Here is a 24,711-nt window from a genome sequence, read left to right as displayed (position 1 = left end):
ACGGCAATGGCAACGGCAATGGCAACGACAATAACCCGGACGGCAAAAAAATGCGCCGCTCGCAGCACTGGTTCGGCGGCACCAGCAAGGACGCCTTCATCCACCGTTCGTGGATGAAAAACCAGGGCCTGCCCGACGACAGTTTCGACGGCCGTCCGGTGATCGGCATCTGCAACACCTGGTCCGAGCTGACCCCTTGCAATGCCCACTTCCGCCAGTTGGCCGAGAAGGTCAAGCAGGGCGTGCTGCAGGCCGGCGGCCTGCCGCTGGAGTTCCCGGCGATGTCGCTGGGCGAAACCAATATGCGGCCGACCGCGATGTTGTTCCGTAACCTGGCGGCGATGGAGGTCGAGGAGTCGATCCGCGCCCATCCGCTGGACGGTGTGATCCTGCTGGTCGGCTGCGACAAGACCACGCCGGCGCTGCTGATGGGCGCCGCCAGCGTCGATTTGCCGACGCTGGTGCTGTCGGGCGGGCCGATGCTCAACGGCCGGTATCGCGGCGAGACCATCGGCTCCGGCACCCACGTCTGGAAGTTCTCCGAGGCGGTGCGCGGCGGCCAGATGAGCCAAAACGAATTCATGAAGGCGGAGAGCTGCATGTCGCGCAGCGCCGGCCACTGCATGACCATGGGCACCGCCTCGACCATGGCCAGCATGGTCGAGGCGCTCGGCATCGCGCTGCCGGAGAACGCGGCGATCCCCGCCGTCGACTCGCGCCGCCACGCGCTGGCCGTGATGGCCGGCCGCCGCATCGTCGAGATGGTCGATGCCGACCTGCGCCCATCGGCGATCCTGACCCGCGCCGCCTTCGAGAACGCGATCCGCGCCAACGCCGCCATCGGCGGCTCCACCAACGCCGTGCTGCATTTGCTGGCCATCGCCGGCCGTGTCGGCGTCGATCTCAGTCTGGACGATTGGGACCGCCTGGGCCGCGAGGTGCCGACCATTCTCAACCTGATGCCGTCGGGCGAATTCCTGATGGAAGACTTCTACTACGCCGGCGGCCTGCCGGTGGTCCTGCGCCGCCTGGCCGAAGCCGGCCTGCTGCAGCGCGACGCGCTGACCGTCACCGGCCACACCGTGTGGGAGAACAACCGCGACGCCGAGTGCTTCAACGACGCGGTGATCCGGCCGCTGGACAAGCCGCTGCTGGCCAGCGGCGGCATCGCCGTCCTGCGCGGCAATCTGGCGCCGCTGGGCGCCGTCATCAAACCGTCGGCGGCGACGCCGGCGCTGTTGCAGCATACCGGCCGCGCCGTGGTGTTCGAGGACATCGAGCACTACAAGGCGCGGGTCGACGATCCAGCGCTCGACATCGACGCCGACTGCATCATGGTGCTGAAGAACTGCGGACCGAAGGGCTATCCCGGCATGGCCGAGGTGGGCAACATGGGCCTGCCGGCCAAGCTGCTGGCGGCCGGCGTAACCGACATGGTGCGCCTGTCCGACGCGCGCATGAGCGGCACCGCCTACGGCTCGGTGATCCTGCACGTGGCGCCCGAGGCGATGGCCGGCGGCCTGCTGGCGCTGGTGCGCGACGGCGACATGATCGAGGTCGACGTGGCCGGCCGCCGGCTCGAATTGCTGGTCGCCGAGGACGAGATCGCGCGCCGCCGCGCCGCCTGGGTGGCGCCGGTGGCGCCGAAGTCCGGCTACGCCAAGCTGTATTTCGACCACGTGCTGCAGGCCGACCAGGGCGTCGACCTCGACTTCCTGGTCGGCTGCCGTGGCGACGCCGTGCCGCGCGAGTCGCACTAGGCGCGCAGGCGTACCAGGCGTACCAGGCGCATGGTGGCAGGCTGCGTGGCGCTGGCCTGTGCGCCCGGCGCCGCCAACAGTGCGCTCTTCCTGGCTGCCCGGTATGGCCGTATGATGGGGGCAGGGGATTTCATTGTCGATATGGGGTGGATTGGATGGTTGAACTGGAAGCGGAATGCATTTGGGCGCTGGGCGCCGAACTGGGCGAGGCGCCGCTGTGGCTGGCCGAGAAGAAGCGGCTGTACCTGGTCGACCTCAAGGGCTGCCGCCTGCACGCGCTCGACCTTGGCGACGCCGGCAACGGCGCCCGCCACAGCTGGACGCTGCCCGAGTACATGTGCTGGCTGATCCCGCGCCGCGACGGCGACGGTTTCATGGCCGGCCTGCGCGATGGCATCGCCCACCTGTGGCTGGAGCCGGAGCTGCGCCTCGAATACGTGGCGCGGCCCTTCGACGCCGCCGCCGGCATCCGCCTGAACGACGCCAAGGCCGACGCCTCCGGCCATATCTGGGCCGGCTCGATGCACAACAGCGACTATACCCGCGCCGACGGCCAGTTGATCCGTCTCGACCACGACTTCAGCTGGCAGGTGCAGGCGGCCGGCTACCACATCTGCAACGGCCCGGCCTTCAACCGCGAGGGCACCACGCTGTACCACACCGACAGCCACCTGGGCCGCGTGCAAGCCTATCCGATCGACGTCCGTGGCGAATTGGGCGAGCCGGCGCTGTGGCGCCAGTTCGACCCTGCGGACGGCGAGGGTGGCCCGGACGGCATGACCGTCGACAGCGAGGGCTGCCTGTGGATCGCCCAGTGGGGCGGTGCGCGCGTCTGTCGCTACAGCGAGTCCGGCGAACTGCTGGCGACGGTGCATCTGCCGGTGCGCAATCCGGCCTCCTGCACCTTGGGCGGCACCGATTTGAAGACGCTGTACATCACCACCGCGCGCGAGGGCAACAGCGCCGAGCAGCTGGCCGCCACGCCTTTGGCCGGCGGCCTGTTCGCCGTGCGGGTCGAAGTGGCCGGCGTACCGGCGGCGCGCTTCGGCGCGTCGGCGCCATGAACCAGGCACCGCCACGGCGCGCACCGCAGACCCGCCTGAAGACGCGCCAGTTGCTGCTGCTGGTCGCGCTCGACGAGCAGCGCAACATCCACCGCGCCGCCGAGGACATGGCGATGACCCAGCCGGCCGCCTCCAAGCAGCTCAAGGAGCTGGAGGAGCTGCTCGACGTGCAGCTGTTCGAGCGCACCACGCGCGGCGTCGAGCCGACCATCTTCGGCGAGGCGATGATACGCCACGCCCGCATGGCGCTGGCCAACCTGTACAACGCCCACGACGACATCGCCGCGCTGAAGGCCGGCCTGGTCGGCCAGGTCAACGTCGGCGCCATCATCACGCCCAGCGTCAGCCTGCTGCCGGCCGCCGTGCTGAGTGTCAAGCAGCACTCGCCGCTGCTGCGCATCGGCATCCAGGTCGATATGAGCAACAGCCTGATCGAGCAGTTGCAGGCCGGCGCGCTGGACTTCATGATCGGCCGCCTGCTGGAGCGCCAGGACAAGGCCCAGTTCCACTACGAGGAGCTGGCCAGCGAACCGCTGTGCGTGGTGGCGCGCATCGGCCACCCGCTGCTCGGTGAACCGAATCTGGACCTGGCGCGCATCGCCGGCTACGGCTGGGTGCTGTCGCCGCCGGGCAGCGTGCTGCGCCACAAATTCGACATGATGTTCCGCCGCGTCGGCATCGAGCCGCCGGTCAACGTCATCGACACCAGCGAGCTGGCCGTCATCAGCGAGTTGTTGCGCCGTTCCGACCTGCTGCACGCCTTCCCGCGCGAGCTGGCGCACAGCTACGCGCGGCTCAAAGTGTTCGCCATCGTGCCGGTCGAGCTGCCCTGCCAGATGGATGCCTTCGGCATCATCACGCGGCAGAATCAGCTGCTTTCGCCCGGCGCCCGCATCCTGCTCGACGCCATCCGCAGCGTCGCCGCCGACATCTACCCGCGTTGACGCTGCGAATTTGCGCAACGAAGCCATGGCAGTTTTTTAATTTAAAAAAACAATAAAGCAACAATTGCAAAATTTTCCAAACAATGATAATGTTGGCAATATTGATAGGGAAACTATTGTTTATTTATATTTAGGCAGATTACTAACAGGAGATTGCTGCGATGAAATTGAAAGTTAAACAAATATTGCGCGGTGCCGCAGTGATAGCAGCACTTGCTTGGGCTGGGGTAGCTAGTGCCGCACCATACCAATTTACCCTTACCGGCAGTTATTCCGCGCAGTTTACATTGGATTCGTCACCGATATCCTATAATAAGCAAAATGGCTTAGCTTTTATCCTTGATGATGTGTCAGGAACATTTGACGGTGTGTTTTTGCCGAAAACTAATCTTTACTTCTGGAATTCAATTATATTCGGTGGATTTCTGATCAAGAATAACGGGGTGGATCTTGTAACTACCGATGGTCCACAACTCTTTACTGGTCTCGAGGAGGCACCGACATTTAAACTTGGGACCTTCGCCCTTACCGAGGGTGGCCAGGGCCCAGGACGCTATACCCTGACGATCAAGGATATATCCGCACCGGTGCCTGAGCCCGAAACCTACGCCATGTTGCTGGCTGGCATGGGCATAGTTGGTTTCGCTGCAAGACGCAGAAAATCAACTTAAGGGCGCATCGAATAAGCTTGAATTCGTCGTTCCGCATCGGCGGACCGCCGCGCAGGCGGGAACCCATGCTGCGCTAGACAAGATGCGACGTATAGGTTCCCGCTTACGCGAGAACGACGGATTTTTAGAGCTGTCTTTAAGCCGAAGTCCAGCAAGCGGCCGCCTGAGGGCGGCTTTTTTATTGGGCGAGGCGCGCTTTTCCGCTGTCATACTTTTCAGCAAAGTCCTCGCTCGCCGATTCAGGCGCGCATCGGCCAAGGCAAGCCGTCCGAACTCCCTATCAATCCATGCTGTCGATCTGATTGCCAATTGCGCCTCGCAAAAGGTAAGAGTAACGCGATCTTGCGAAAGTTGACAATGGCTAAAACAAGTTCTTGAATGCAAAGGAAATTATGGCGGAGTCAGGGCAACATTTCAAACTTGTGTATAACGAGCCTGGAGGTGGACTCCGTATTGTCGCAACTTAATTACGGCCCCGTGCCAGAGTATTGGGACGAGTCTATGTTGGATAGATTTTTGGGCTTGGAAATGGTCGAATATGAAGTGCTGACAGAATGGTTGCTGATGCTGGTAGAAAAGGGATTCGGCTATGAGGAGCTAACCATTGATCGTGCATTCGACACGGTGCTGCTCTTGCAGGAAGCAACGAGGAAACTCAGGCAATCCGCCAATGTGACATAGCGCAACGACGCGGGCGGTTGCCTTAGTCGTGACCAAACGGAAAAAGGGCCGGCTCCGCGAGGAACCGGCCCTTCTTGATTGGCTGGCTGGTGCGCGCCGCCTAAGCCGCGCGCGCCCGACCGGCCGGCAATTACATCATGCCGTCCATGCCGCCCATGCCGCCCATACCACCCATGCCGCCCATACCGCCAGCTGCCTTGTCTTCCGCGGCTTCGGCAACCATGCAGTCGGTGGTCAGCATCAGGCCGGCGATCGACGCTGCGTTTTGCAGTGCCGAACGGGTGACCTTGGCTGGATCCAGCACGCCCATTTCGACCATGTCGCCGTAGGTGCCGTTGGCGGCGTTGTAACCGTAGTTACCTTTGCCGGCCAGGACAGCCGCGACCACGACCGACGATTCTTCGCCGGCGTTTTGCACGATCATGCGCAGTGGCTCTTCCATGGCGCGCAGAACGATCTTGATACCTGCGTCCTGGTCCGGGTTGTCGCCTTTGACGGTGATGTTGGCACGTGCGCGCAGCAGGGCAACGCCGCCGCCAGGAACGATACCTTCTTCCACGGCAGCGCGGGTAGCGTGCAGTGCATCTTCAACGCGGGCTTTTTTCTCTTTCATTTCGACTTCGGTGGCTGCGCCAACCTTGATCACGGCAACGCCGCCGGCCAGTTTGGCCACGCGCTCTTGCAGTTTTTCACGGTCGTAGTCCGAGGTCGCTTCTTCGATTTGCACGCGCACTTGCTTGACGCGGGCTTCGATGTTGGCAGCTTGGCCGGCGCCGTCGATGACGATGGTGTTTTCTTTGCCGATTTCGATGCGCTTGGCCTGGCCCAGTTCTTCCAGGGTGATTTTTTCCAGGGTCATGCCGACTTCTTCAGCAACAACCTGGCCGCCGGTCAGAACAGCGATGTCTTCCAGCATGGCTTTGCGGCGGTCGCCGAAGCCCGGGGCCTTGACGGCGCAGGTTTTCAGGATGCCACGGATGTTGTTGACGACCAGGGTCGCCAGCGCTTCGCCTTCGATGTCCTCTGCGATGATCAGCAGTGGACGGCCGGCCTTGGCGACTTGTTCCAGTACCGGCAGCAGGTCACGGATGTTGGAGATTTTCTTGTCGCACAGCAGGACGAATGGATTGTCCAGGATCGCGACTTGCTTCTCTTGGTTGTTGATGAAGTAAGGCGACAGGTAGCCGCGGTCGAACTGCATACCTTCAACGATGTCGAGCTCGTCGTTCAGCGACTTGCCGTCTTCCACGGTGATGACGCCTTCTTTGCCGACTTTTTCCATCGCTTCAGCGATGCGCTCGCCGATCGAGTAGTCCGAGTTGGCCGAGATCGCGCCGACTTGGGCGATTTCTTTGGTGGTGGTGCAAGGACGGGCGATCTTGGCCAGCTCTTCGACGGTGGCGGCGACCGCCTTGTCGATGCCGCGCTTCAGGTCCATTGGGTTCATGCCGGCGGCAACGAACTTCATGCCTTCGCGCACGATGGCTTGGGCCAGCACGGTGGCGGTGGTGGTGCCGTCGCCGGCGTTGTCGCTGGTGCGGGAAGCAACTTCCTTGACCATCTGCGCACCCATGTTTTGCAGCTTGTCTTTCAGTTCGATCTCTTTGGCGACCGACACGCCGTCCTTGGTGACGGTCGGGGCGCCGAAGGAGCGCTCCAGCACCACGTTGCGGCCCTTAGGACCCAGGGTGACCTTGACCGCGTTGGCCAGGATGTTGACGCCTTCAACCATTTTGGCGCGCGCTGCGTCGCCGAAAATCACTTCTTTAGCTGCCATGTTGTTTCTCCAGAATTTTGTGGAATAGGGGATTGCTACGTCTTAGTAAAGAAGACTTACTTGACGACGATCGCCATGATGTCTTCTTCGCGCATGACCATCAGTTCCTGGCCGTCGACTTTGACGGTCTGGCCGGCGTATTTGCCGAACAGGACGCGGTCGCCTACTTTGACATCCAGCGGACGGACTTTGCCGTCTTCCAGAATCTTGCCATTGCCTACGGCGAGCACTTCGCCTTGGTCCGGTTTTTCAGCGGCTGCATCAGGGATGATCAGGCCGGACGCGGTTTTGGTTTCCTGGTCGAGACGTTTGACGATGACGCGATCGTTCAAAGGGCGAAGGTTCATACAAAACTCCTTTAGTTCAATGGTTGTAGTGCGTGTGAGTTCAAAGCCGGCGTGTGCCTGGCCCCGTCTTCAGTGTGGTTGCCACATCAACAATGTTGATACAGCCATAAAGAGTTGTTAGCACTCTCTACTAACGAGTGCCAATTATAGGGACGCTTATGCGGTATTTCAAGGCGCGTCCGCATTTATTTCATATCAACATGGTCGTTTGTCGGTTCGATGTCGCCGACTGTTGATATGCCGCAAACATGCGGCCGGCGCGGCTGCTAGGCCCGCTGCCGCGGCCGCCGGAGAAAATCTTGCCGCCGGCCCGGAAAAATGCGCCGCAAGCATGTGATTCGGTTGACGGGGCTTCGCTTGCCGCCCTATAGTGACGGGATGATTTCCGAATTCCAAGAACTATCCGCCAAAATCGACCAGCTGGCCGAGCTGACCCACTCCTTGCGCCGGGAGAATGGCCAATTGCGCCAGGCCAACGCCGCCCTGGTGAGGGACAACGTCGGCTATCAGGCCCGTCTGGGCGAGGCCGCCGCCCGCGTCGAGGCGCTGCTGGAGAATATCCCCGCGCTGGTGGCCGAATCCATGGCGTCGGCCGACCAGGAGGAGGCGCAATGATCCAGCTCGACATCGCCATCATGGGCCAGCCCTATCGCCTGGTCTGCAAGGCCGACGAGGAGAGGGCGCTGCGCGAGGCCGCCGCCTTCCTCGACAAGAAGATGTGCTCGATCCGCGACGCCGGCAAGGTCAAGGGCAACGACCGCATCGCCGTCATGGCGGCGCTCGGCATGGCGGCCGAATTCCTCTCGGTGAAAGCGCCGCAGGGACCGCTGTCCGAGCTCTCCATCCTTGAGGTGCAGCAGAAGATCAGCGCCATGCACAAGGTGCTCGACACGGCGCTGACGCCGCAAGAGGTCCTGTTTTAATTCGCAAAAGCTCTTCCCCTGATCGGGACAAAAGAGTAAACTTCGTCCACCCTGCAGTGTTCGCGATTGTCATATATTCCTTGAACCATTTATGTGCACCGGTTGCGGAATTTTGTTTGATGGGAGTGAGCGTCGCTAGTCCGACGAACCCGAAATTGAACTAACTGTGACCACCTTGAACCGTTTGGTTCGGGATGCCGGCATAGCGGCACAGGCGGGGTACTTATTCAAAAGAGCGGTTGCAACACCTCGGTGCGCAACCGTTTTTTTACGTCCGTTTGTTTGTCCGCCCTGTGCGCCGTCTGGAGGGAACCCGATGCAATATTGGTTGATGAAATCCGAGCCGGACGAGGTCAGCATCGACGACGTGCTGGCCGCGCCCAAGCACATCGTCTCCTGGTTCGGCGTGCGCAACTACCAGGCGCGCAACTTCATGCGCGACGCCATGCGGCCCGGCGACGGCGTGCTGTTCTACCACTCCAGTTGCGCCCAACCCGGCGTGGCCGGCCTGGCCGAGGTGGCCAGCGCCGCCTATCCCGACGCCACCCAGTTCGAGGCGGGCGGCAAATACCACGACCCCAAGGCAACGGCGGAACAGCCGCGCTGGAGCGCCGTCGACGTGCGCGCCTTGAAGAAGACGCGGCTGTTGCCGCTGGCCGAGATGCGCACCATTCCCGCACTGGAAGACATGGTGCTGCTGCAAAAGGGCAGCCGCCTGTCGATCACGCCGGTCAGCGCCGGCCAGTGGAACACCATCGTCAAGCTGCTCAACAAGGGGTGATGCAATTCAGAGCGATGTAACGCTCTATGTAATCGATGACCCGGGCTGCGCCTTCTTCGCTCTCCACCAGGGCGATCGGCGCCATGCCGCCAAGATGCGGATTTTCCTCCTCCATCCACTTGAATGCCTTGCTGCGGCCACCCCGGATCCGGGTCGCCAGCAGTAACACCTGCGCGAGCAGATCGGGGCGCGCATACCATGACTCCGGTTTGATGGTCGGCTTCTTGCCCAGGTCGATCACCCGCGGCAATTGTGACTCCGCCAGTTCCTTGTCTGTGATGTGCGAACGAAGCCAGTGGGCCAGCTTGGACAGTTCCGTGTTCGGCATCCGCACCTGTTGTTTCGCCGGCACGACCAAGCCGATGGTCGCGTTGGTGTGGGCACGTATCAATGCCAGCGCCGGCGCGATATCCGTGTCGTTGGTGACGATGACGACATGATCGACTTGCCCTGTGATCGCGTCGTGGTAGGCATGTAGCGCCAGGTTGACGTCGGATTGTTTCTCTTCCAGTTTCCACACGAGGATTTCCTGGCAATCGCGCGGCCATTTGTTTGGCACCGCCGCATCGACGATCTTGGCTTTGGACTCGATGAGGGAATAGTAGCCCTCGATCAACTCGATGCGGCCGGCGTACAGTTTGCGCAGGGCGGTATGGTAGCGGGCTTGCGAGGAAACAGAATCATGCGCCTTGGCGGCTTTCTCGAGAATCTTCGCACTGAAGAATTTGATGCCTAGCGGGAGCAAGGCGCTGGTCTTTCCGGGGGTCGTACTGGAGGGAAGGATATGCTGCTCAAACAGGGTGAGCAGATCGAGCCATTTGAAAGGCGTACCTTTCAGGCAGCCATAGTAGAGGTTGTAGCCGTCGATATACACCCGCGTGCGAAGCGGTGGCACTGTCGTCGCCCCTGCCATTGCATCTCCCGGAAATGAAAAAACCGGCTTGCGCCGGCTTTCCCCCCCACACCCCAGATGGTCAAGCCACACCGGCGTTGCGGATTAGTTGTTGGTCCCATTATACCCAAAAAAATCCATAATTGGCAGCCCAGGCCAACACGGGCAATATCGATGCGAGCGCGTCGGGGCGGCCTAGCCTTGCAGGCGTGCCCGCGCCGGCGCGCGTGGCGCGCCGCCCTCGTTGAGTTTGAACACGCTGACCACGTCGGCCAGCGCGGCCGCCTGCTCCTGCAACGAGGCCGCCGCCGCCGCCGCTTCTTCGACCAGCGAAGCGTTCTGCTGGGTCACTTCGTCCATTTGCGAGATGGCCTCGTTGACCTGCTCGATGCCCATGCTCTGCTCGGCGCTGGCGGTGGTGATCTCGCCCATGATGTCGGTGACGCGCTGGATGCTGTCGACCACCTCGCGCATGGTCGCGCCGGCCTTGCTCACCTGGGCGCTGCCGGCGTCGACCTTGCTGGTCGAGTCGTCGATCAGCGTCTTGATCTCGCGCGCGGCGGCGGCGCTGCGCTGGGCCAGGTTGCGCACCTCGCCGGCGACGACGGCGAAGCCGCGACCCTGCTCGCCGGCCCGGGCCGCCTCGACGGCCGCGTTCAAGGCCAGAATATTCGTCTGGAAGGCGATGCCGTCGATCACGCTGATGATGTCGCCGATCTTGCGCGCCGAGGCGTGGATGGCGGCCATGGTGTCGATCACCTCGGCCACGGCGGCGCCGCCGCCCTGCGCCACCGACGAGGCGGTCTGCGCCAGCGTGTTGGCCTGGCGCGCGTTGTCGGCGTTCTGCCGCACCGTCGAGGTCAGCTCCTCCATCGACGAGGCGGTCTGCTCCAGGCTGCTGGCCTGGTGTTCGGTGCGCGCCGACAAGTCCATATTGCCGGCGGCGATCTGGCTGCTGCCGCTGGCGATGTTGCCGGTGCCGTTGCGCACGTCGATGACGATGTGCCGCAGGCTGTCGTTCATCGTCTTCAGCGCCTGCAGCAGGCGGCCGGTCTCGTCGGCCGAGTCGACCGTGATGTCGCTGCGCAGGTCCTTGTTGGCGACGGCGACGGCGATGTCGACGGCGTGGTGCAGCGGCACGATGATGCCGCGCGTCAGCCACCAGGCGCAGGCCACGCCGGCCAGCAGCACCAGCACGCCGAAGCCGATCATGAAGTTGCGGCTGTGCTTGTAGACCGTGTTGATCTGGGCCGCCGTGGCGTCGATGCTGGTGCGCTGCATGTTGAGCAGGGTCTGCAACTGGCCCATGTACTGCTTGCCGGCCGGCACAAACTGCTGTTCCAGCAGCGTGTTGGCTTGCTCGGCCTGGCCCTCGGCCTTGAGCTTGCCGACGGCGTCGCGCACCGCCAGGTAGTTCTTGCGCGCCACCTTCATCTGCTCGAAGTGCTCCTTCTCCTCCGCCGTCTCCAGCAGCGCCTCGACCTTCTGTTGCAGCGCGTTGACATCGCGCGAGGAGTTGGCCACGTCCTCGGCGAAGAAGGCCACCAGCGACGGGTCGCTGCTCTTGGCCATGGCGCCGGTGCGCCGCACGCTGGTGTGGATCAGCGTGTACCAGTCGGCCACCATGCGCTCCTTGGCCAGCGGCTGCTGCATCATGTTCTGCGTGCCCTCGGCGACGGTCTGCAGGTTGCTGATGCCGATCACCGTCATGAGCGTCATCAAGGCCAGCAGCAGGGCGAAGCCGGCGGCGAGGCGGGTACCGATATTTAAATTCTTCATGATTGGGCGGCGCCGGCGAAGGCGCGAATAGGTGGGGAAATGACGGCGCACGCAATGCGTGACATCAACATTATCGCAAAAAATTCCACAAGGAAAGAAATAGTGGTGGCGGATCGACGATATGTTGCCATCTCGCCAATATGCGGCGCGCCGCCACGGCATGGTGTACCATCGAGCCAATATTGCCGCTCGTCACTGCGCGCGGCTGTCCGCCACCATTTCTATTTGTCCCCGCCATGCCCATATCCCCGCCGTCCGCCGCCGCACCGTCCGCCGCCGCCCTCTCACCCGGCCGGCGGGTCGCCGCGCCGGCCCGGCCGCCACGGGGCCGCTGATGGACTGGGGATTGGTGCTGGTGTTGCTGTCGATGGGCGCCTTCGGCGGTTTCTCGGCCGGTTTGCTGGGCATCGGTGGCGGCATGATCCTGGTGCCCTTCATCACCATGATCTTCAGCGCGCGCGGCTTCGCGCCCGAGGTGATCGTGCACATGGCCATCGCCACGTCGCTGGGCACGATCTTGTTCACCTCGATGTCCTCGGTGCGCGCCCACCATTTGCACGGCGCGGTGCGCTGGCGCATCGTCGCGCTGCTGTCGCCGGGAATCTTGCTCGGCTCGTGGATCGGGCCGTGGATAGGCAAGCAAATGTCGTCGACCGTGCTGGCCTTGTTCTTCGGCCTGTTCATTTCCTTTTCGGCGACCCAGATGCTGCTGGGGAAAAAAACCAGCGGCGGCCGCGAGCTGCCCGGCACCGCCGGCATGTTCGCCGCCGGCGGCCTGATCGGCCTGATCGCCGGACTGGTGGGGGCGGGCGGCGGCTTCATCTCCATCCCCTTCATGGGCTGGTGCAACGTGAAGATCCACAACGCCGTCGCCACCAGCGCCGCGCTCGGTTTCCCCATCGCGCTGGCCGGCACCTTGTCGAATATTTTCTACGGCTGGGACGTGGCCGACTTGCCGCCACACTCGCTGGGTTTCATCTACCTGCCGGCGTTGGCGGTGATCGCCAGCGCCAGCGTGGTCTTCGCCCCGCTCGGCGCGCGCACCGCGCACCGGCTGCCGGTGGCGACGCTGAAGAAGGTGTTCGCCGTCGTGCTGTATTGCCTGGCCGCGTATATGTTGTGGAAGGCTTTCCACTAGGCTGAGGCGCCGGCGGCTGCAAAAACCACCCACAGGCGGAAACCGGGGTCGGACCCGGCGGGTCCGACCCCGGCTCTCCGCCCTTGGGTGAATTTTTTCGTGGTTGGCGCCTTGACTCAAGGCCCGGATGGCTAGTCCGCCGGGCGTCGCAGCGAGGTGTCGCCGCCCAAGGCGAACGGCAGCGCCCTGGCCCAGCGATTGGAGGACAGCGAAAACGTCAGCGCGCGCACCTGGTGATACCAGCCGGCGGGCACGTACAGCAGATCGCCGGGATTGACGACGACTTCGAGCATCAACGCTTGGCGGGCGAGGGGGAACTTCTCGAAGTCCGGCGCCTCGGGGTCGAACGGCGAGCCGAACAGGATGGCGTTGGCCTCGCGCGGGTAGAGGAACTCGTGGTGGTGGGGCGGTGACAGGAAGATCCGTTTGCTGCCCCAAATCTGCGCAAAGATGTTGTCGTCGTAGTCGCAATGCAGCGGCGTCACCGTGCCGGCCGGGCCGAGCCAAAAGCGTGGCGGCCCCATCTTGTCGAAATAGTTGGGCCAGTGGCACAGGCGGTTCAATTCGCGCAATTCCAGATTGCCCAGATAGGGCGGCAGCTCGTGCCGGCCGGCGGCGACCAGCTCAAGATATTCCAGCATCGACATGTCCTGCATCGCCCGGTCGGTGGCGAAGGCGGTGTTGATGTAGTCGCCCACCCGCGCGCGCACGGGCAGGTGGCTGAAGTGCTCGCGCAGCGTCTGCGGCGTGAGGGCGGACAAGGGCCAACGCTGGACCAGTCCGCTCGTCAGGAAGGGCAGGCCGGCGGCGGCGCGGGCGCGGAAGGCCTTGGCGTCGAGCATGCCCAGCCGCGGCACGGCGGCGATCGGCGCGATGCCGCGGGCGACACGTTTGATCGCTTCGCGCATGTCGTCGATCGAGCTGACGCCGCGCACCAGCGCGTCCCTTTGCTCGCGCGCCATTTTTCTGGCGGCCACGGCCTCGGGCGAACTGCCCTCCGATTCCTGCCGGGTCGGCGGCAAGCGTGGCGTGTCGCGCGCGATCACGCCAACGCCCGCGCCGTGCGCGTGCCCTTGTCGCGATAGGCCCAGGCCAGCAGCAGCAACGCGCCGAGGATCATCGGCAGCGACAGGACTTGGCCCGACGAGATGGCGAAGCCGGCGAAGTCGACCTGCCAATCCGGCGTGCGGAAGTATTCGGTGAAGAAGCGCGCGCAGCCGTACAGCAAGGTGTACATGGCGCCGACGGCCAGCCGCGGCCGCTCCTTGCGCGCATACAGCCACAGCAGCACGAACACCAGCAGGCCGTCCACCAGCAACTGGTAGATCGGCGAGGGGTGGCGCGGCAGCGCGTCGACGTTGGGCCAGATCATCGCCCACGGCAGGCTGGCGTCGGCGACGCGGCCGGGCAGCTCGGCGTTGATGAAGTTGCCCAGGCGTCCGCAGGCGTAGCCCAGCGGCACCAGCGGGGCGATGAAGTCGTAGACGTCGAGCACGTTGCGGCCCGACTTGCGGGCCCAGAAGGCCATCGCCAGCATCACGCCGATGAAGCCGCCGTGGAAGGACATGCCGCCGTGCCAGACCTGCAGGATCTCCAGCGGATGGGCGAAGAAGTAGCCGGGGCGGTAGAACAGCACCTCGCCCAGCCGGCCGCCCAGCACCACGCCGAGCATGCCGTAGAACAGCATGTCGTCCAGGTCGACATTCTTCCAGCCCAGCGCGGCGATGTGCGGCTGGCGGATGCGCACCCGGCCCAGGGCGATGAACAGGGCGAAGGCCAGCACGTACATCAGGCCGTACCAGTGGATCTGCACCGGGCCCAGTGAAAGGGCGATCGGGTCGGGCATCGGGTGTATCAGCATTGTGTGTTCTTTCGTAATAATTCCAAAAAGCCTTGCAGGACCGGCGAGTCGTTGTCGCGGCGCCAGGCCAGCCCGGTCTCCACCTGTGGGGTGGGATCGGACAGCGAGCGGTATTCTACTCCGGGGCGCATCAGCTTCGACACCGATTGTGGCACAAGGGCGATGCCCATGCCGGCCGACACCAGGCTGACGATGGTCTGCATCTGGATCGCCTCCTGGCCGATGGGCGGCGTGACGCCGGCGGCGCGGAACACCGACAGGATGGCGTCGTGCAGGGCCGGCGAGATGGCGCGCGGGAAGATGATCAGCGGCAGCGGCGGCAGCGCGGCCAGCGCCACCGGCCCCGGCTGTTTCAGCGCTTCCAGCCCGCTCGGCGCCGCCAGCACCAGTGGTTCCTTGAGCACCGGCAGGTAGTCCAGCTCGACCCTGGCGCGGTCGGGCAGCGGCGGAATCAACAGGCCGGCGTCGACGCGGTGGTGCAGCAGGTGCTCCAGTTGCAGGTCGGAGGTGGCCTCCAGCAAGGTGATCTGCACTTGCGGATAGGCGCCCCGGTAGGCGCGCAGGAAGGGCGGCAAGACGCTGTAGTCGGCCGAGGAGACGAAGGCCAGGGTCAGCCGGCCGACCTCGCCGGCGGCGGCCCGCTGCACCAGTTGCGGCAGTGCCTGCGCCTGGGCCAGCAGGCGGCGCGCCTCCGGCAGCAGGGCGGCGCCGGCCGGCGTCAGCGCCACGCCACGGCGGTTGCGCTCGAACAGGGCGGCGCCGAGCAGCTCCTCCAGCGCCAGGATGGTTTGCGACAAGGGCGGCTGGGTCATGTGCAGGCGCAGCGCGGCCTTGCCGAAGTGCAGCTCCTCGGCGACGGTGACAAAGTAGCGCAGCTGGCGCAGTTCCAGGTTCATCGATATGTGTTTCTATTCAGATTGGCGGGTTCGATATCTTTTACGACTCACAGACAGGCAAATCATATATTTGACACCCGCCCCCGCGCAAGGCAATCTGGTGCTAATCGAGCCTAGTCCGCACTTATCCGCCACCATACCCGCCGACCCCGCCAGCCGCGCCGGGGCGCGCCCCTCCTGGAGACCGCATCATGCCGCAATACCGTTCCCGCACCACCACCCACGGCCGCAACATGGCCGGCGCCCGCGCCCTGTGGCGCGCCACCGGCATGAAGGACGGCGATTTCGACAAGCCGATCATCGCCGTGGTCAACTCCTTCACCCAGTTCGTGCCCGGCCACGTCCACCTGAAGGACCTGGGCCAGCTGGTCGCCCGCGAGATCGAGGCGGCCGGCGGCGTCGCCAAGGAATTCAACACCATCGCCGTCGACGACGGCATCGCCATGGGCCACGGCGGCATGCTCTACTCGCTGCCCTCGCGCGACCTGATCGCCGACTCGGTCGAGTACATGGTCAACGCCCACTGCGCCGACGCCATGGTCTGCATCTCCAACTGCGACAAGATCACCCCCGGCATGCTGATGGCCGCGATGCGCCTGAACATCCCGGTGGTGTTCATCTCGGGCGGGCCGATGGAGGCCGGCAAGGTCATCAAGGTGGTCGACGGCGCGCAGAAGATCATCAAGCTCGACCTGGTCGACGCCATGATCAAGGCCGGCGACCAGTCGGTCAGCGACGCCGACGTGGCCGAGATCGAACGCTCGGCCTGTCCGACCTGCGGTTCCTGCTCCGGCATGTTCACCGCCAACTCGATGAACTGTCTGACCGAGGCGCTCGGCCTGGCGCTGCCGGGCAACGGCACCGTACTGGCCACCCATTCCGACCGCAAGGAACTGTTCCTGCGCGCCGGCCGCCTGGTGGTCGAACTGGCCAAGCGCTACTACGAGCAGGACGACGCCTCGGTGCTGCCGCGCGCCATCGCCAGCAAGGCCGCGTTTGAAAACGCGATGGCGCTGGACGTGTCGATGGGCGGTTCCACCAACACCGTGCTGCACCTGCTGGCGGCCGCCCACGAAGCCGAAGTCGACTTCAACATGGCCGACATCGACCGCATCTCGCGCAAGGTGCCCTGTCTGTGCAAGGTCGCGCCGATGACCGACAAATACCATATCGAGGACGTGCACCGCGCCGGCGGCATCTTCTCCATCCTGGGCGAGCTGGCGCGCGCCGGCCTGCTCGACACCAGCCTGCCGACCATCCACGCGCCGACCATGGCCGAGGCGATCGAACGCAACGACATCACCCGCAGCGACGACCCGGCGGTGCGCCTGTTGTTCCGCGCCGCGCCGGGCGGCGTGCCGACCCAGACCGCGTTCTCGCAGTCCGAGCGTTTCGCCAGCAACGACACCGACCGCAGCACCGGCTGCATCCGCGACAAGGCGCACGCCTACTCGCAGGACGGCGGCCTGGCCGTTTTGTACGGCAACCTGGCCGAGAAGGGTTGCATCGTCAAGACCGCCGGCGTCGATGAGAGCATCCTGAAATTCAGCGGCAAGGCCCGCGTGTTCGAGAGCCAGGACGCGGCCGTCGAGGCCATCCTCGGCGACACCGTGCACGAAGGCGACGTCGTCATCATCCGCTACGAGGGACCGAAGGGCGGCCCGGGCATGCAGGAAATGCTGTACCCGACCTCGTACATCAAGTCCAAGGGCCTGGGCAAGGCCTGCGCCCTGTTCACCGACGGCCGCTTCTCCGGCGGCTCGTCCGGCCTGGTGATCGGCCACGCCTCGCCGGAGGCGGCCGAGGGCGGCGCCATCGGCCTGGTGGAAGAGGGCGACATGATCGACATCGACATCCCCGAGCGCAGCATCAACCTGCGCATCGACGCCGCCGCGTTGGCCGCGCGCCGCGCCGCGATGGAAGCCAAGGGCGCCGCCGCCTGGCTGCCGAGCAAGCGCGACCGCGTGGTGTCGCAGGCGCTGCAAGCCTACGCCGCCTTGACCACCTCGGCCGACCGTGGCGCCGTGCGCGACCTGTCGCAACTGAAGCGCTAGTTCGGCGCGGCGCGGGCCAAACCCCGCGGCGTAAATCCAAGGCCAAACCCCGCGACGTAAATCTAGGGTCGGACCCCGAGGGGTCTGACCCTGGCTTCACGCCCTGGGGTTTGCTGGCGCCGCCGGCACGCCGCCAGCACGCCGGCGTCTATTTGCGTTTGTCGAAGTTGTCCTTGACGCGCTGCTGGCGCCGCTTCTCGTCGACGTTGTGGGCCTTGCGCTTGTCCAGGCCGAATAGCGGTTCGAGGAACTCGAACCAGACGAAGGCGAACACCATCAGGCCGACGATCCACCACCACGACACTTCGGCGAAACGCCAGACTTCAAAATAGCGCAGGCCGCACAGGGCCAGGATGAGCAGGATGATCGGCATGGCGGACTCCCAGTTGAGCCTCCATCTTACAAACAATTACAAAAACTGGCAGTTATATCGTGATACGCCCGTCAACCACGGGCAGGCGGGGCACGTTTTGTATGCATTCGGTCGTCGTACTGCTCGGCAAAACGGGGTAGAATTGCGACAGGTTTACTATGGAGAACACAATGAAACGCACTTTGATGATGGTTGGTATGTTGGCAGTGTCCGCATTCGCTTCGCAGGCTGCGATGGCCAATGCCGATTTGGCGAAAGCAAAGAATTGCATGGCTTGCCACGCGGTCGCGAGCAAGCTGGTGGGTCCGGCCTATAAAGACGTGGCGGCGAAGTACGCCGGTCAAAAAGACGCCGAAGCCAAGCTGGTGGCGAAGGTCATGAAGGGCGGCTCCGGCACCTGGGGTGCGATCCCCATGCCAGCCAATCCACAGGTGACCGAGGCCGAAGCCAAGACCCTGGTGAAATGGGTGCTGGCGCAGAAGTAATTCTGCCCGGCCAAAAAACAGCGCGCCGACTTCGGCGCGTTTTTTTTTGCGCTGCCAAGGCGCCGGCGGTGCCGGCAAACCCCAGCGGCGAAGAGCTGGGGTCAGACCCCATTGGGTCTGACCCCGGGTTGCGCCGTTGGCTCTTGCCGGCCTCGCAGTGGCGCCTGAGGAAGCAAAAGAGCGCGCCGTTCGCACGACGCGCTCTTGTTGTCAGACTATCCCGGCGAGCTTACTTGACCACTTCCATCTTGGTCTTTTTGCCGCCCTTGTAGGTGAACAGGGTCAGCGAGCCGTCCTTGATGTCGCCGTTGGCGTCGAAGGCGATCGGGCCGGTCACGCCCTGGTATTTGATCTTGGCCAGGAAGGGCAGGTACTTGGCCGGCTCGGCCGACTTGGCCTCGGCCATCGCGGCGGCCATGGTCATCACCGCGTCATACACGTACGGCGCGTACAGCAGCACCGGCGAGTTGTATTTCTTCTGGTAGCGGGCCTGGAAATCGTCCAGGTTCTTCTGCTGGTCCGGCGTCACGCCGCCGGCTTCGGCGCAGGTGACCAGGTCGTCGCTGATCGAGTCGCTGGCCAGTTTCGGCAGCATCTCGGTGCAGGCGCCGTCGCCGCCCATGAACTTGGCCTTGATGCCCAAGGCCTTCATCTGGCGCAGCATCGGGCCGGCCACGGAGTCCATGCCGCCGAAGAAGATCAGGTCGGGATTCTTGGCCTTGATGGTGGTCAGGATGGCGTTGAAGTCGGTGGCGTTGGCGTTGGTGAATTCCTTGCCGACGACCTGCACTGCCGGCAGCGCTTTCTTGGCGCCCTTGACGAACTCTTCGGCGACGCCCTGGCCATAGGCGGTGCGGTCGTCGATGACGGCGATTTTCTTGGCCGACAGTTTCTGCACCGCGTAGGCGCCCAGCGTGCCACCCAGCTTGTTGTCGTTGGCGACGACGCGGAAGGCGGTGTTGAAGTGTTGCTTGGTGTACTGCGGCGTGGTGGCCGCCGGCGAAATTTGTGGGATGCCGGCGTCGAAGTAGATCTTCGAGGCGGGCACGGTGGTGCCCGAGTTCAGGTGGCCGATCACGCCGTTGACCTTGGCGTCGACCAGCTTCTGCGCCACCGCCGTGCCCTGTTTCGGATCGGCCGCGTCGTCTTCCAGCACCAGCACGAACTTGACTGCTTTGCCGTTGATCTTGAAGCCTTTGGCGTTCAAGTCTTCGACCGCCATCTTGGCGCCGTTTTCATTGTCCTTGCCCAGGTGGGAGGAGGCGCCGGAGACGGGCGCGACGTGGCCGATCTTGATCACTTCCTGCGCATTGGCGCTGCCGGCGAAAGCCAGGGCGATGGCGAATGGAATCAACTTAGTCTTAAACAGCATAAACATTCTCCAAGTAATTGAAAACAGCAGCGTCTCATGAACGCCGTTCATTAGTTTGTACAAGGCCAGAAGGTACAACAAAAAAAATGGTTAGCAAAGCGCGAAGGTGAGGTTTTTGACCTTTTTGTCATAATTGCTTACGGCTGTATGTTTTCGGCAGCGGGCGGGCGGCCCGGCGGCCTGCCACGGCGGCTTGCCGGTCGGCTTTACTTCTTGTGGACCTGCAAGTGCGCCAACTCTTGCGCCACGGCGCGGGCGACGACTTTTTCCAGCGTCAGCTGCAGGCCGGCGCGGATTTCGCCGGTCAGGTCGCGCAGGGCGTGGTCGAGCACCTCGGTGAGATTGTCCTTGATGCGCTGTTCCAGCACGAAGTCGATTCTTCCCTGCAGTTGCTGGAGGATGCGTTCGGCCAGGCGTTGTTCCAGCGCCGCCAGATCGGCCTCGCTCAGGCCGGACGGCGCGCTCGGGGCGGCCGGCGCCAGGCCCTCCACATCCGCCACATCCGCCACATCCGCCAGGTTCGCCGCATTCGCCACATTCGCCACATGCGCAGCGGGCGCGGCGGCGCTGGCGAGGGCGACCGTGCTCGACACCGGCTCGTCCACCAACACTTCGGTCAGGACGGGAATGCTGGCGTCAAAGGATGAACTCATGTTTTGCCTGCGACAAAGTGGGTGAGCGGATACTCCTGCTGCTTGTAGGCGACGTAGCGCTTGCGGCCGGCGGCGGCATCGATTTCGTCGGACGAGATCACCTCGATCATCCGGGCGAACTGCGCCAGATTGGCCGGCGCCCGCTGCGACAGGTTCACCAGCAGCTCGTAGTGGGGCAGGGCGGCCGCGTCGTCGTCGGTCAGGATGATCGGCGTCTGCGCCGCCAGCGGGTCGCCGGCGAGCACGTGGGGCAGGAAGTCGGTGGCGGAAAACGTCCACATCGCCGCGTTAAGTTCCGCCAGTTGCGCCGCATCGTCGGTCATCAACACCAAGCGGGTGTTGGCCGCCCAGGCCTTGCGCACCAGTCGGCAGGCATAGGCGATCTTGTCGGGGACGTTGCTGTGAAAATCGATACGGGTCATGGGCTGTCGGTTCCGGGGATTGCTCAGTTCTGGCGATGCGACCATTTTACCCGCTCGCGGCCCATCCTAGAACTGGAAGGCGGGCGCCGCCTCGGCCGGCGGCAGTTTGCGGCGGCGCGCCGCCTCCTCGGCGGCGGCGCGCGCTTCGGCCCGCGCCGCCGCGCCCGCCTGTTCGGCGGTGTCGGCTGGCGGCAGCGGCGCGGCGGCCACCGGGGCCGGATGCTGGTAGTTGGGTGGAAGGATCTTTTGCGGGGGATAGCCGGCGTCGCTGAGCAGCACGTCCCAGCTGCCCTGCTCGAAGCCGATCTGCTTGCTGCGGCCGACCAGCAGCAGCGGCAACTGGCCGTTGCTGCCGGCCTTCTTCAAGGCGGCCTGGTCGTCCGCCGTGTTGACGGTTTTCTCGCGGAAGGGAATGCCGCGCGCCAAGAGCATGGCGCGGGCGCGGTCGCAGGCCTCGCATTGGACCGTGCTGTACAGGGTGACCGGGCGGTTGCGCACCGCCGCCGCCAGTTCGGCCGGCAATTCGACGGCGGGGGCGCCGGTCGAGAAGGACTTCAGCTCCACCTTGGCCTTGGCGGCCTTGCCGGCGCCGGGCGGTGGCGGCGCGTCGCTGTAATGCGTCACGCCCTTCTCGTCGACCCATTTGTAGACCTGGGCGTGGACGCCGCCGGCGGCGCCGGCGCACAACAACAGGATTGCTGCCAGCTTGAGTCTCATCTCCGCCTCCGGTGCGTCCCTGGTTTGCCCTGGTTTGGCCCTCAGGCCGCCATGCCGCTGTGGCGCAGCAGCGCGTCGATGCTCGGTTCGCGGCCACGGAAGGCGGTGAACGATTCGAGCGCCGGACGGGAGCCGCCGACGGCCAGAATCTCCTGCTGGAAGCGCTTGCCCGTCTCGCTCGACAGCGCGCCGCCGCCCAGCGCCGCCGCCTCTTCGAAGGCGGCGTAGGCGTCGGCCGACAGCACCTCGGCCCACTTGTAGCTGTAGTAGCCGGCCGCGTAACCGCCGGCGAAGATGTGGCCGAAGGAGTTTTGGAAACGGTTGAAGGCGGGCGGCACGATGACGGCGAAGCGGCCGCGCACCTCGTCGATGAGCTGCTGCACCGACTTGTCGCCGGCCGGCGCGTAGTCGTAGTGCAGGTGCATGTCGAGCAGCGAGAACTCGACTTGGCGCAGCGTTTGCAGGCCGGACTGGAAGTTCTTCGCCGCCAGCATCTTGTCGTACAGCGCGCGCGGCAGCGCTTCGCCGGTGCCGACGTGGGCGGTCATGTGTTGCAGCACCTCCCATTCCCAGCAGAAGTTTTCCATGAACTGCGACGGCAGCTCGACCGCGTCCCACTCGACGCCGGAGATGCCGGACACGCCGATCTCGTCGACCAGGGTCAGCATGTGGTGCAGGCCGTGGCCGAACTCGTGGAACAGGGTGATCACTTCGTCGTGGGTGAACAGCGACGGTTGCGCCACGCCGTCCTGCACGGCAGGCTCGGTGAAGTTGCAGGTCAGATAGGCGACCGGCGTTTGCAGCGCGCCATTGCTGTCCAGGCGGCGGCCACGGGCGTCGTCCATCCAGGCGCCGCCGCTCTTGCCGGCGCGCGCGTACAGGTCGAGGTAGAACTGGCCGACCAGGCGGCCGTCGCGCTCGATGCGGTAGAAGCGCACGTCCTTATGCCAGGCGCTGGCCGTGTCCGGCAAAATGGTGACGGAGAACAGGTTCTGCACCAGGCGGAACAGGCCGTCGATGACCTTGTGCTCGGGGAAGTATTGCTTCACTTCCTGGGCCGAGAAGGCGTAGCGGCGTTCCTGCAGCTTTTCCGAGGCGTAGGGGATGTCCCAGGCCTTGAGTTGCTCCAGGCCCAGCTCGGCCTTGGCGAATTGTTGCAGCTCGGCGAAGTCCTGCTCGGCGTAGGGGCGGGCGCGCTTGGCCAGGTCTTCCAGGAACTGGATCACGTGCTCGGGGCTTTGCGCCATCTTCGGCACCAGCGACACCTCGGCGAAGTTCTTGTAGCCGAGCAGCTTGGCCTCCTCGTCGCGCAGTTTGAGCAAGGTGACGATGTTTTGCGTGTTGTCCCACTTGTCGCGCTCGCTGAACACCTCGCCCTGCTCGGAGGCCTTGGTGGCGTTGGCGCGGTACACCGTCTCGCGCAGCGCGCGCCGGTCGGCGAATTGCAGGATCGGGTAGTAGGACGGGAAGTGCAGCGAGAATTCCCAGCCGGCCTTGCCTTCCTTCTCGGCGGCGGCGCGGGCCGCCTGCTTGACGTCGTCGGGCAGGCCGGCCAGCTCGGCCTCGTCGGCCACCAGCAGCTTGTAGTCGTTGGTGGCGTCGAGCACGTTTTCGGAGAAGCGGGTCGAGACGGATGCGTGCTCTTCCTGGATGTCGGCGAAGCGCTCTTTTTTATCGTCCGGCAGCTCGGCGCCGCCCATGCGGAAATCGCGCACGGCGTTGTCGATGATGCGGCGGCGCGCCGGCGCCAGCGCGGCGAAGCCGGCGTCGGCCTGCAGCGCCTTGTATTTGGCGAACAGCGCCTCGTTCTGCGCCAGCGCGGTCCAGAACTCGGTCACTTTCGGTTGGTTGTCGTTGTAGGTGGCGCGCAGCTCGGGCGTGTCGACCACATTGTTGAGGTGGCTGACGATGCCCCAGGCGCGGCCCAGTTGCTCGGTGGCGTCTTCCAGCGGCGTGACGAAATTGTCCCAGGTCACGTGCGCCGACGGCGCCTCCAGCGTGGCGACGACGGCGCGGCTTTGTTCCAGCAGCGCGTCGATGGCCGGCGTGACGTGCTCGGCCTTGATGGCGTCGAAGCGTGGCAGGCCGGAAAAGTCCAACAGGGGATTGCCGGTAATCAAATCGTCAGTAGTCATCTTTTGTCCAATAGGTGGTCGGCGCGGCCGGGCCGCGCCCACTGGTTAAATACGTTCAGCCGCTTCTACCGTGTTCATCAACAGCATGGTGATGGTCATCGGTCCGACGCCGCCCGGCACCGGCGTGATGTGCGCGGCGACTTCCTTGACGTTGGCGAAATCGACATCGCCGCACAGCTTGCCGGCGTCGTCGCGGTTCATGCCGACGTCGATGACGATGGCGCCCGGCTTGACCATGTCGGCCGTCAGCGTGTTGCGGCGGCCGACGGCGGCCACCACCACGTCGGCCTGGCGGGTGTGCAGGCCCAGGTCCGGCGTCGCGCTATGACAGATGGTGACGGTGGCGTTGGCTTGCAAGAGCAGCAGGGCCATCGGCTTGCCGACGGTGTTGCTGCGGCCGATGACGACGGCGTGCTTGCCGCGCAGGTCGACGCCGGTCGATTCGATCAGCTTCATGCAGCCGTACGGCGTGCACGGGCGGAAGCCGGCCAGGCCGGTCATCAGTTCGCCGGCGCTGAGCACCGAGTAGCCGTCGACATCCTTGCTGGTCGAGATCGCCTCGATCACCTTGTGCGGGTTGATGTGCTTGGGCAGCGGCATTTGCACCAGGATGCCGTGGATGGCCGGGTCGTTGTTCAGCGCATCGATGCGCGCCAGCAGGTCCGCCTCCGCCAGGTCGGCCTCGTACTTCTCCAGCACCGAGTGGAAGCCGACATCGCCGCAAGCCTTGACCTTGTTGCGCACGTAGACCTGGCTGGCCGGGTCTTCGCCGACCAGGATCACGGCCAGGCCGGGTTGCTTGCCCTTGGCGCTCAAGGCGGCGGCGCGTGCGGCTATTTCACCACGCAGTTTTTGGGAGAGGGCGATTCCGTCGATCAGTTGTGCAGGCATGATTTTGGCAGGTGGGAGGGAAAAGCAAGATTATAAAGCCTGGGGCGGCGGGCGCAGACCCTCATGCCGCCCGGTTGAGGCGCCGGCGGCCACAA

At 64.5% G+C, this 24,711-nt stretch carries 26 protein-coding genes and 1 other RNA gene; 12 read left to right on the top strand and 15 right to left on the bottom strand.

The window, feature by feature from the left end; genetic code table 11:
- Nucleotides 1-50: 50 nt before the first annotated feature.
- From araD to H7U20_RS26245, 4 genes are all read left to right on the top strand, one after another.
- The gene (gene araD, locus H7U20_RS26260; protein ID WP_233411115.1) at nucleotides 51-1,760 is read left to right on the top strand and encodes an L-arabinonate dehydratase; all 1,710 of its coding nucleotides are present in this window, start codon (nucleotides 51-53) and stop codon (nucleotides 1,758-1,760) included.
- Between the two features lie 155 nt (nucleotides 1,761-1,915).
- Nucleotides 1,916-2,824: an SMP-30/gluconolactonase/LRE family protein gene (locus H7U20_RS26255; RefSeq protein WP_199762097.1), complete on the top strand. Its 909-nt coding sequence runs from the start codon at nucleotides 1,916-1,918 to the stop codon at nucleotides 2,822-2,824.
- On the top strand, nucleotides 2,821-3,768 hold the full coding sequence (locus tag H7U20_RS26250) for a LysR substrate-binding domain-containing protein (RefSeq protein WP_199762096.1): 948 nt from the start codon (nucleotides 2,821-2,823) through the stop codon (nucleotides 3,766-3,768). Before H7U20_RS26255 ends, H7U20_RS26250 begins: the two co-directional genes overlap by 4 nt.
- A gap of 161 nt (nucleotides 3,769-3,929) precedes the next feature.
- A complete protein-coding gene (locus H7U20_RS26245) occupies nucleotides 3,930-4,439 on the top strand; it encodes an FxDxF family PEP-CTERM protein (protein ID WP_199762095.1) in 510 nt (169 codons plus the stop codon).
- Here the strand turns inward: H7U20_RS26245 and H7U20_RS31130 are convergent.
- Nucleotides 4,431-4,748, bottom strand: a complete 318-nt coding sequence (locus H7U20_RS31130; RefSeq protein WP_199762094.1) for a transposase DNA-binding-containing protein — start codon at nucleotides 4,746-4,748, stop codon at nucleotides 4,431-4,433. The two genes, H7U20_RS26245 and H7U20_RS31130, sit on opposite strands and share 9 nt — an antisense overlap.
- 144 nt (nucleotides 4,749-4,892) lie before the next feature.
- Between H7U20_RS31130 and H7U20_RS26235 the strand changes: the two genes are divergently transcribed.
- A complete protein-coding gene (locus tag H7U20_RS26235; protein WP_199762093.1) occupies nucleotides 4,893-5,120 on the top strand; it encodes a hypothetical protein in 228 nt (75 codons plus the stop codon).
- A gap of 130 nt (nucleotides 5,121-5,250) precedes the next feature.
- On the opposite strand, the gene groL is transcribed toward H7U20_RS26235, so the two are convergent.
- Complete coding sequence (groL, locus tag H7U20_RS26230) at nucleotides 5,251-6,897, bottom strand: chaperonin GroEL (protein WP_199762092.1); 1,647 nt, start codon at nucleotides 6,895-6,897, stop codon at nucleotides 5,251-5,253.
- 56 nt (nucleotides 6,898-6,953) lie between these two features.
- Nucleotides 6,954-7,244 (bottom strand): co-chaperone GroES, encoded by a 291-nt coding sequence (gene groES, locus H7U20_RS26225; protein WP_008451606.1) that lies wholly within the window; start codon nucleotides 7,242-7,244, stop codon nucleotides 6,954-6,956.
- 378 nt (nucleotides 7,245-7,622) lie between these two features.
- Here groES and H7U20_RS26220 point away from each other — a divergent pair, with 378 nt between their 5' ends.
- The 4 genes from H7U20_RS26220 (at nucleotide 7,623) to H7U20_RS26205 (ending at nucleotide 8,948) form a co-directional block, all read left to right on the top strand.
- Complete coding sequence (locus H7U20_RS26220; protein ID WP_199762091.1) at nucleotides 7,623-7,859, top strand: hypothetical protein; 237 nt, start codon at nucleotides 7,623-7,625, stop codon at nucleotides 7,857-7,859.
- A complete protein-coding gene (locus H7U20_RS26215) occupies nucleotides 7,856-8,167 on the top strand; it encodes a cell division protein ZapA (RefSeq protein WP_199762090.1) in 312 nt (103 codons plus the stop codon). Before H7U20_RS26220 ends, H7U20_RS26215 begins: the two co-directional genes overlap by 4 nt.
- Before the next feature lie 45 nt (nucleotides 8,168-8,212).
- Nucleotides 8,213-8,392, top strand: a non-coding RNA gene (ssrS, locus tag H7U20_RS26210) — 6S RNA.
- Nucleotides 8,393-8,483: 91 nt separating this feature from the next.
- Nucleotides 8,484-8,948, top strand: a complete 465-nt coding sequence (locus tag H7U20_RS26205; RefSeq protein ID WP_199762089.1) for an EVE domain-containing protein — start codon at nucleotides 8,484-8,486, stop codon at nucleotides 8,946-8,948.
- Here H7U20_RS26205 and H7U20_RS26200 read toward each other — a convergent pair.
- Both H7U20_RS26200 and H7U20_RS26195 read right to left on the bottom strand, forming a co-directional pair.
- Nucleotides 8,935-9,861, bottom strand: a complete 927-nt coding sequence (locus tag H7U20_RS26200) for an antitoxin Xre/MbcA/ParS toxin-binding domain-containing protein (RefSeq protein ID WP_199762088.1) — start codon at nucleotides 9,859-9,861, stop codon at nucleotides 8,935-8,937. The two genes, H7U20_RS26205 and H7U20_RS26200, sit on opposite strands and share 14 nt — an antisense overlap.
- A gap of 174 nt (nucleotides 9,862-10,035) precedes the next feature.
- Nucleotides 10,036-11,619: a methyl-accepting chemotaxis protein gene (locus tag H7U20_RS26195; protein WP_199762087.1), complete on the bottom strand. Its 1,584-nt coding sequence runs from the start codon at nucleotides 11,617-11,619 to the stop codon at nucleotides 10,036-10,038.
- A 334-nt stretch (nucleotides 11,620-11,953) separates the two neighbouring features.
- Here H7U20_RS26195 and H7U20_RS26190 point away from each other — a divergent pair, with 334 nt between their 5' ends.
- Nucleotides 11,954-12,757: a sulfite exporter TauE/SafE family protein gene (locus tag H7U20_RS26190; RefSeq protein WP_199762086.1), complete on the top strand. Its 804-nt coding sequence runs from the start codon at nucleotides 11,954-11,956 to the stop codon at nucleotides 12,755-12,757.
- 131 nt (nucleotides 12,758-12,888) lie between these two features.
- Here the strand turns inward: H7U20_RS26190 and H7U20_RS26185 are convergent, their stop codons facing one another.
- Genes H7U20_RS26185 through H7U20_RS26175 form a run of 3 tightly spaced genes read right to left on the bottom strand, consistent with a single transcriptional unit; the run spans nucleotide 12,889 to nucleotide 15,514 of the window.
- The gene (locus tag H7U20_RS26185; protein ID WP_370593259.1) at nucleotides 12,889-13,803 is read right to left on the bottom strand and encodes a cupin-like domain-containing protein; all 915 of its coding nucleotides are present in this window, start codon (nucleotides 13,801-13,803) and stop codon (nucleotides 12,889-12,891) included.
- Nucleotides 13,800-14,618: a prolipoprotein diacylglyceryl transferase gene (gene lgt, locus H7U20_RS26180; protein WP_199762085.1), complete on the bottom strand. Its 819-nt coding sequence runs from the start codon at nucleotides 14,616-14,618 to the stop codon at nucleotides 13,800-13,802. Before lgt ends, H7U20_RS26185 begins: the two co-directional genes overlap by 4 nt.
- On the bottom strand, nucleotides 14,612-15,514 hold the full coding sequence (locus H7U20_RS26175; RefSeq protein ID WP_199762084.1) for a LysR family transcriptional regulator: 903 nt from the start codon (nucleotides 15,512-15,514) through the stop codon (nucleotides 14,612-14,614). Before H7U20_RS26175 ends, lgt begins: the two co-directional genes overlap by 7 nt.
- A 191-nt stretch (nucleotides 15,515-15,705) precedes the next feature.
- Between H7U20_RS26175 and ilvD the strand changes: the two genes are divergently transcribed.
- Nucleotides 15,706-17,568, top strand: coding sequence for a dihydroxy-acid dehydratase (ilvD, locus tag H7U20_RS26170; RefSeq protein WP_199762083.1), 1,863 nt, complete (start codon nucleotides 15,706-15,708; stop codon nucleotides 17,566-17,568).
- Between the two features lie 148 nt (nucleotides 17,569-17,716).
- Here ilvD and H7U20_RS26165 read toward each other — a convergent pair whose 3' ends face one another.
- The gene (locus H7U20_RS26165) at nucleotides 17,717-17,941 is read right to left on the bottom strand and encodes a TIGR04438 family Trp-rich protein (protein WP_199762082.1); all 225 of its coding nucleotides are present in this window, start codon (nucleotides 17,939-17,941) and stop codon (nucleotides 17,717-17,719) included.
- A gap of 170 nt (nucleotides 17,942-18,111) precedes the next feature.
- Between H7U20_RS26165 and H7U20_RS26160 the strand changes: the two genes are divergently transcribed.
- On the top strand, nucleotides 18,112-18,426 hold the full coding sequence (locus H7U20_RS26160) for a c-type cytochrome (RefSeq protein ID WP_199762081.1): 315 nt from the start codon (nucleotides 18,112-18,114) through the stop codon (nucleotides 18,424-18,426).
- A 229-nt stretch (nucleotides 18,427-18,655) separates the two neighbouring features.
- Here H7U20_RS26160 and H7U20_RS26155 read toward each other — a convergent pair whose 3' ends face one another.
- The 6 genes from H7U20_RS26155 to folD all read right to left on the bottom strand — a co-directional run bounded on the left by H7U20_RS26155 (nucleotide 18,656) and on the right by folD (nucleotide 24,616).
- Nucleotides 18,656-19,798, bottom strand: a complete 1,143-nt coding sequence (locus tag H7U20_RS26155; RefSeq protein WP_199762080.1) for a branched-chain amino acid ABC transporter substrate-binding protein — start codon at nucleotides 19,796-19,798, stop codon at nucleotides 18,656-18,658.
- Between the two features lie 206 nt (nucleotides 19,799-20,004).
- Nucleotides 20,005-20,451 (bottom strand): hypothetical protein, encoded by a 447-nt coding sequence (locus tag H7U20_RS26150; RefSeq protein ID WP_199762079.1) that lies wholly within the window; start codon nucleotides 20,449-20,451, stop codon nucleotides 20,005-20,007.
- The gene (locus H7U20_RS26145; protein ID WP_199762078.1) at nucleotides 20,448-20,873 is read right to left on the bottom strand and encodes a DNA polymerase III subunit chi; all 426 of its coding nucleotides are present in this window, start codon (nucleotides 20,871-20,873) and stop codon (nucleotides 20,448-20,450) included. The genes H7U20_RS26150 and H7U20_RS26145 overlap by 4 nt, the downstream gene beginning before the upstream one ends.
- A gap of 66 nt (nucleotides 20,874-20,939) precedes the next feature.
- A complete protein-coding gene (locus H7U20_RS26140) occupies nucleotides 20,940-21,590 on the bottom strand; it encodes a glutaredoxin family protein (protein ID WP_199762077.1) in 651 nt (216 codons plus the stop codon).
- A 41-nt stretch (nucleotides 21,591-21,631) separates the two neighbouring features.
- Entirely contained in the window at nucleotides 21,632-23,725 is a 2,094-nt protein-coding gene (locus H7U20_RS26135) for a M3 family metallopeptidase (protein ID WP_199762076.1), read from the bottom strand.
- Between the two features lie 45 nt (nucleotides 23,726-23,770).
- Nucleotides 23,771-24,616: a bifunctional methylenetetrahydrofolate dehydrogenase/methenyltetrahydrofolate cyclohydrolase FolD gene (gene folD, locus H7U20_RS26130; RefSeq protein WP_199762075.1), complete on the bottom strand. Its 846-nt coding sequence runs from the start codon at nucleotides 24,614-24,616 to the stop codon at nucleotides 23,771-23,773.
- Between the last annotated feature and the right edge of the window lie 95 nt (nucleotides 24,617-24,711).

The organism is Rugamonas violacea (genome assembly GCF_016461825.1).
In the GTDB taxonomy this organism is placed as follows: Bacteria; Pseudomonadota; Gammaproteobacteria; order Burkholderiales; family Burkholderiaceae_D; genus Rugamonas.
Note: the sequence above shows the minus strand (reverse complement) of the source record. Positions and strands in the feature narration are given on the sequence as shown.

Excerpts from the sequence above, each read along its gene's own strand:
- araD (WP_233411115.1), top strand. The coding sequence starts at position 51 with ATGCGCCGCTCGCAGCACTGGTTCGGCGGCACCAGCAAGGACGCCTTC.
- folD (WP_199762075.1), bottom strand. The coding sequence starts at position 24,616 with ATGCCTGCACAACTGATCGACGGAATCGCCCTCTCCCAAAAACTGCGT.
- H7U20_RS26190 (WP_199762086.1), top strand. The coding sequence starts at position 11,954 with ATGGACTGGGGATTGGTGCTGGTGTTGCTGTCGATGGGCGCCTTCGGC.
- H7U20_RS26145 (WP_199762078.1), bottom strand. The coding sequence starts at position 20,873 with ATGACCCGTATCGATTTTCACAGCAACGTCCCCGACAAGATCGCCTAT.
- H7U20_RS26160 (WP_199762081.1), top strand. The coding sequence starts at position 18,112 with ATGAAACGCACTTTGATGATGGTTGGTATGTTGGCAGTGTCCGCATTC.
- H7U20_RS26205 (WP_199762089.1), top strand. The coding sequence starts at position 8,484 with ATGCAATATTGGTTGATGAAATCCGAGCCGGACGAGGTCAGCATCGAC.
- H7U20_RS26140 (WP_199762077.1), bottom strand. The coding sequence starts at position 21,590 with ATGAGACTCAAGCTGGCAGCAATCCTGTTGTTGTGCGCCGGCGCCGCC.
- H7U20_RS26155 (WP_199762080.1), bottom strand. The coding sequence starts at position 19,798 with ATGCTGTTTAAGACTAAGTTGATTCCATTCGCCATCGCCCTGGCTTTC.
- H7U20_RS26175 (WP_199762084.1), bottom strand. The coding sequence starts at position 15,514 with ATGAACCTGGAACTGCGCCAGCTGCGCTACTTTGTCACCGTCGCCGAG.
- lgt (WP_199762085.1), bottom strand. The coding sequence starts at position 14,618 with ATGCTGATACACCCGATGCCCGACCCGATCGCCCTTTCACTGGGCCCG.
- H7U20_RS26150 (WP_199762079.1), bottom strand. The coding sequence starts at position 20,451 with ATGAGTTCATCCTTTGACGCCAGCATTCCCGTCCTGACCGAAGTGTTG.
- H7U20_RS26250 (WP_199762096.1), top strand. The coding sequence starts at position 2,821 with ATGAACCAGGCACCGCCACGGCGCGCACCGCAGACCCGCCTGAAGACG.
- groES (WP_008451606.1), bottom strand. The coding sequence starts at position 7,244 with ATGAACCTTCGCCCTTTGAACGATCGCGTCATCGTCAAACGTCTCGAC.
- H7U20_RS26255 (WP_199762097.1), top strand. The coding sequence starts at position 1,916 with ATGGTTGAACTGGAAGCGGAATGCATTTGGGCGCTGGGCGCCGAACTG.
- ilvD (WP_199762083.1), top strand. The coding sequence starts at position 15,706 with ATGCCGCAATACCGTTCCCGCACCACCACCCACGGCCGCAACATGGCC.
- H7U20_RS26135 (WP_199762076.1), bottom strand. The coding sequence starts at position 23,725 with ATGACTACTGACGATTTGATTACCGGCAATCCCCTGTTGGACTTTTCC.
- groL (WP_199762092.1), bottom strand. The coding sequence starts at position 6,897 with ATGGCAGCTAAAGAAGTGATTTTCGGCGACGCAGCGCGCGCCAAAATG.
- H7U20_RS26200 (WP_199762088.1), bottom strand. The coding sequence starts at position 9,861 with ATGGCAGGGGCGACGACAGTGCCACCGCTTCGCACGCGGGTGTATATC.
- H7U20_RS26245 (WP_199762095.1), top strand. The coding sequence starts at position 3,930 with ATGAAATTGAAAGTTAAACAAATATTGCGCGGTGCCGCAGTGATAGCA.
- H7U20_RS26220 (WP_199762091.1), top strand. The coding sequence starts at position 7,623 with ATGATTTCCGAATTCCAAGAACTATCCGCCAAAATCGACCAGCTGGCC.
- H7U20_RS26195 (WP_199762087.1), bottom strand. The coding sequence starts at position 11,619 with ATGAAGAATTTAAATATCGGTACCCGCCTCGCCGCCGGCTTCGCCCTG.
- H7U20_RS26165 (WP_199762082.1), bottom strand. The coding sequence starts at position 17,941 with ATGCCGATCATCCTGCTCATCCTGGCCCTGTGCGGCCTGCGCTATTTT.
- H7U20_RS26215 (WP_199762090.1), top strand. The coding sequence starts at position 7,856 with ATGATCCAGCTCGACATCGCCATCATGGGCCAGCCCTATCGCCTGGTC.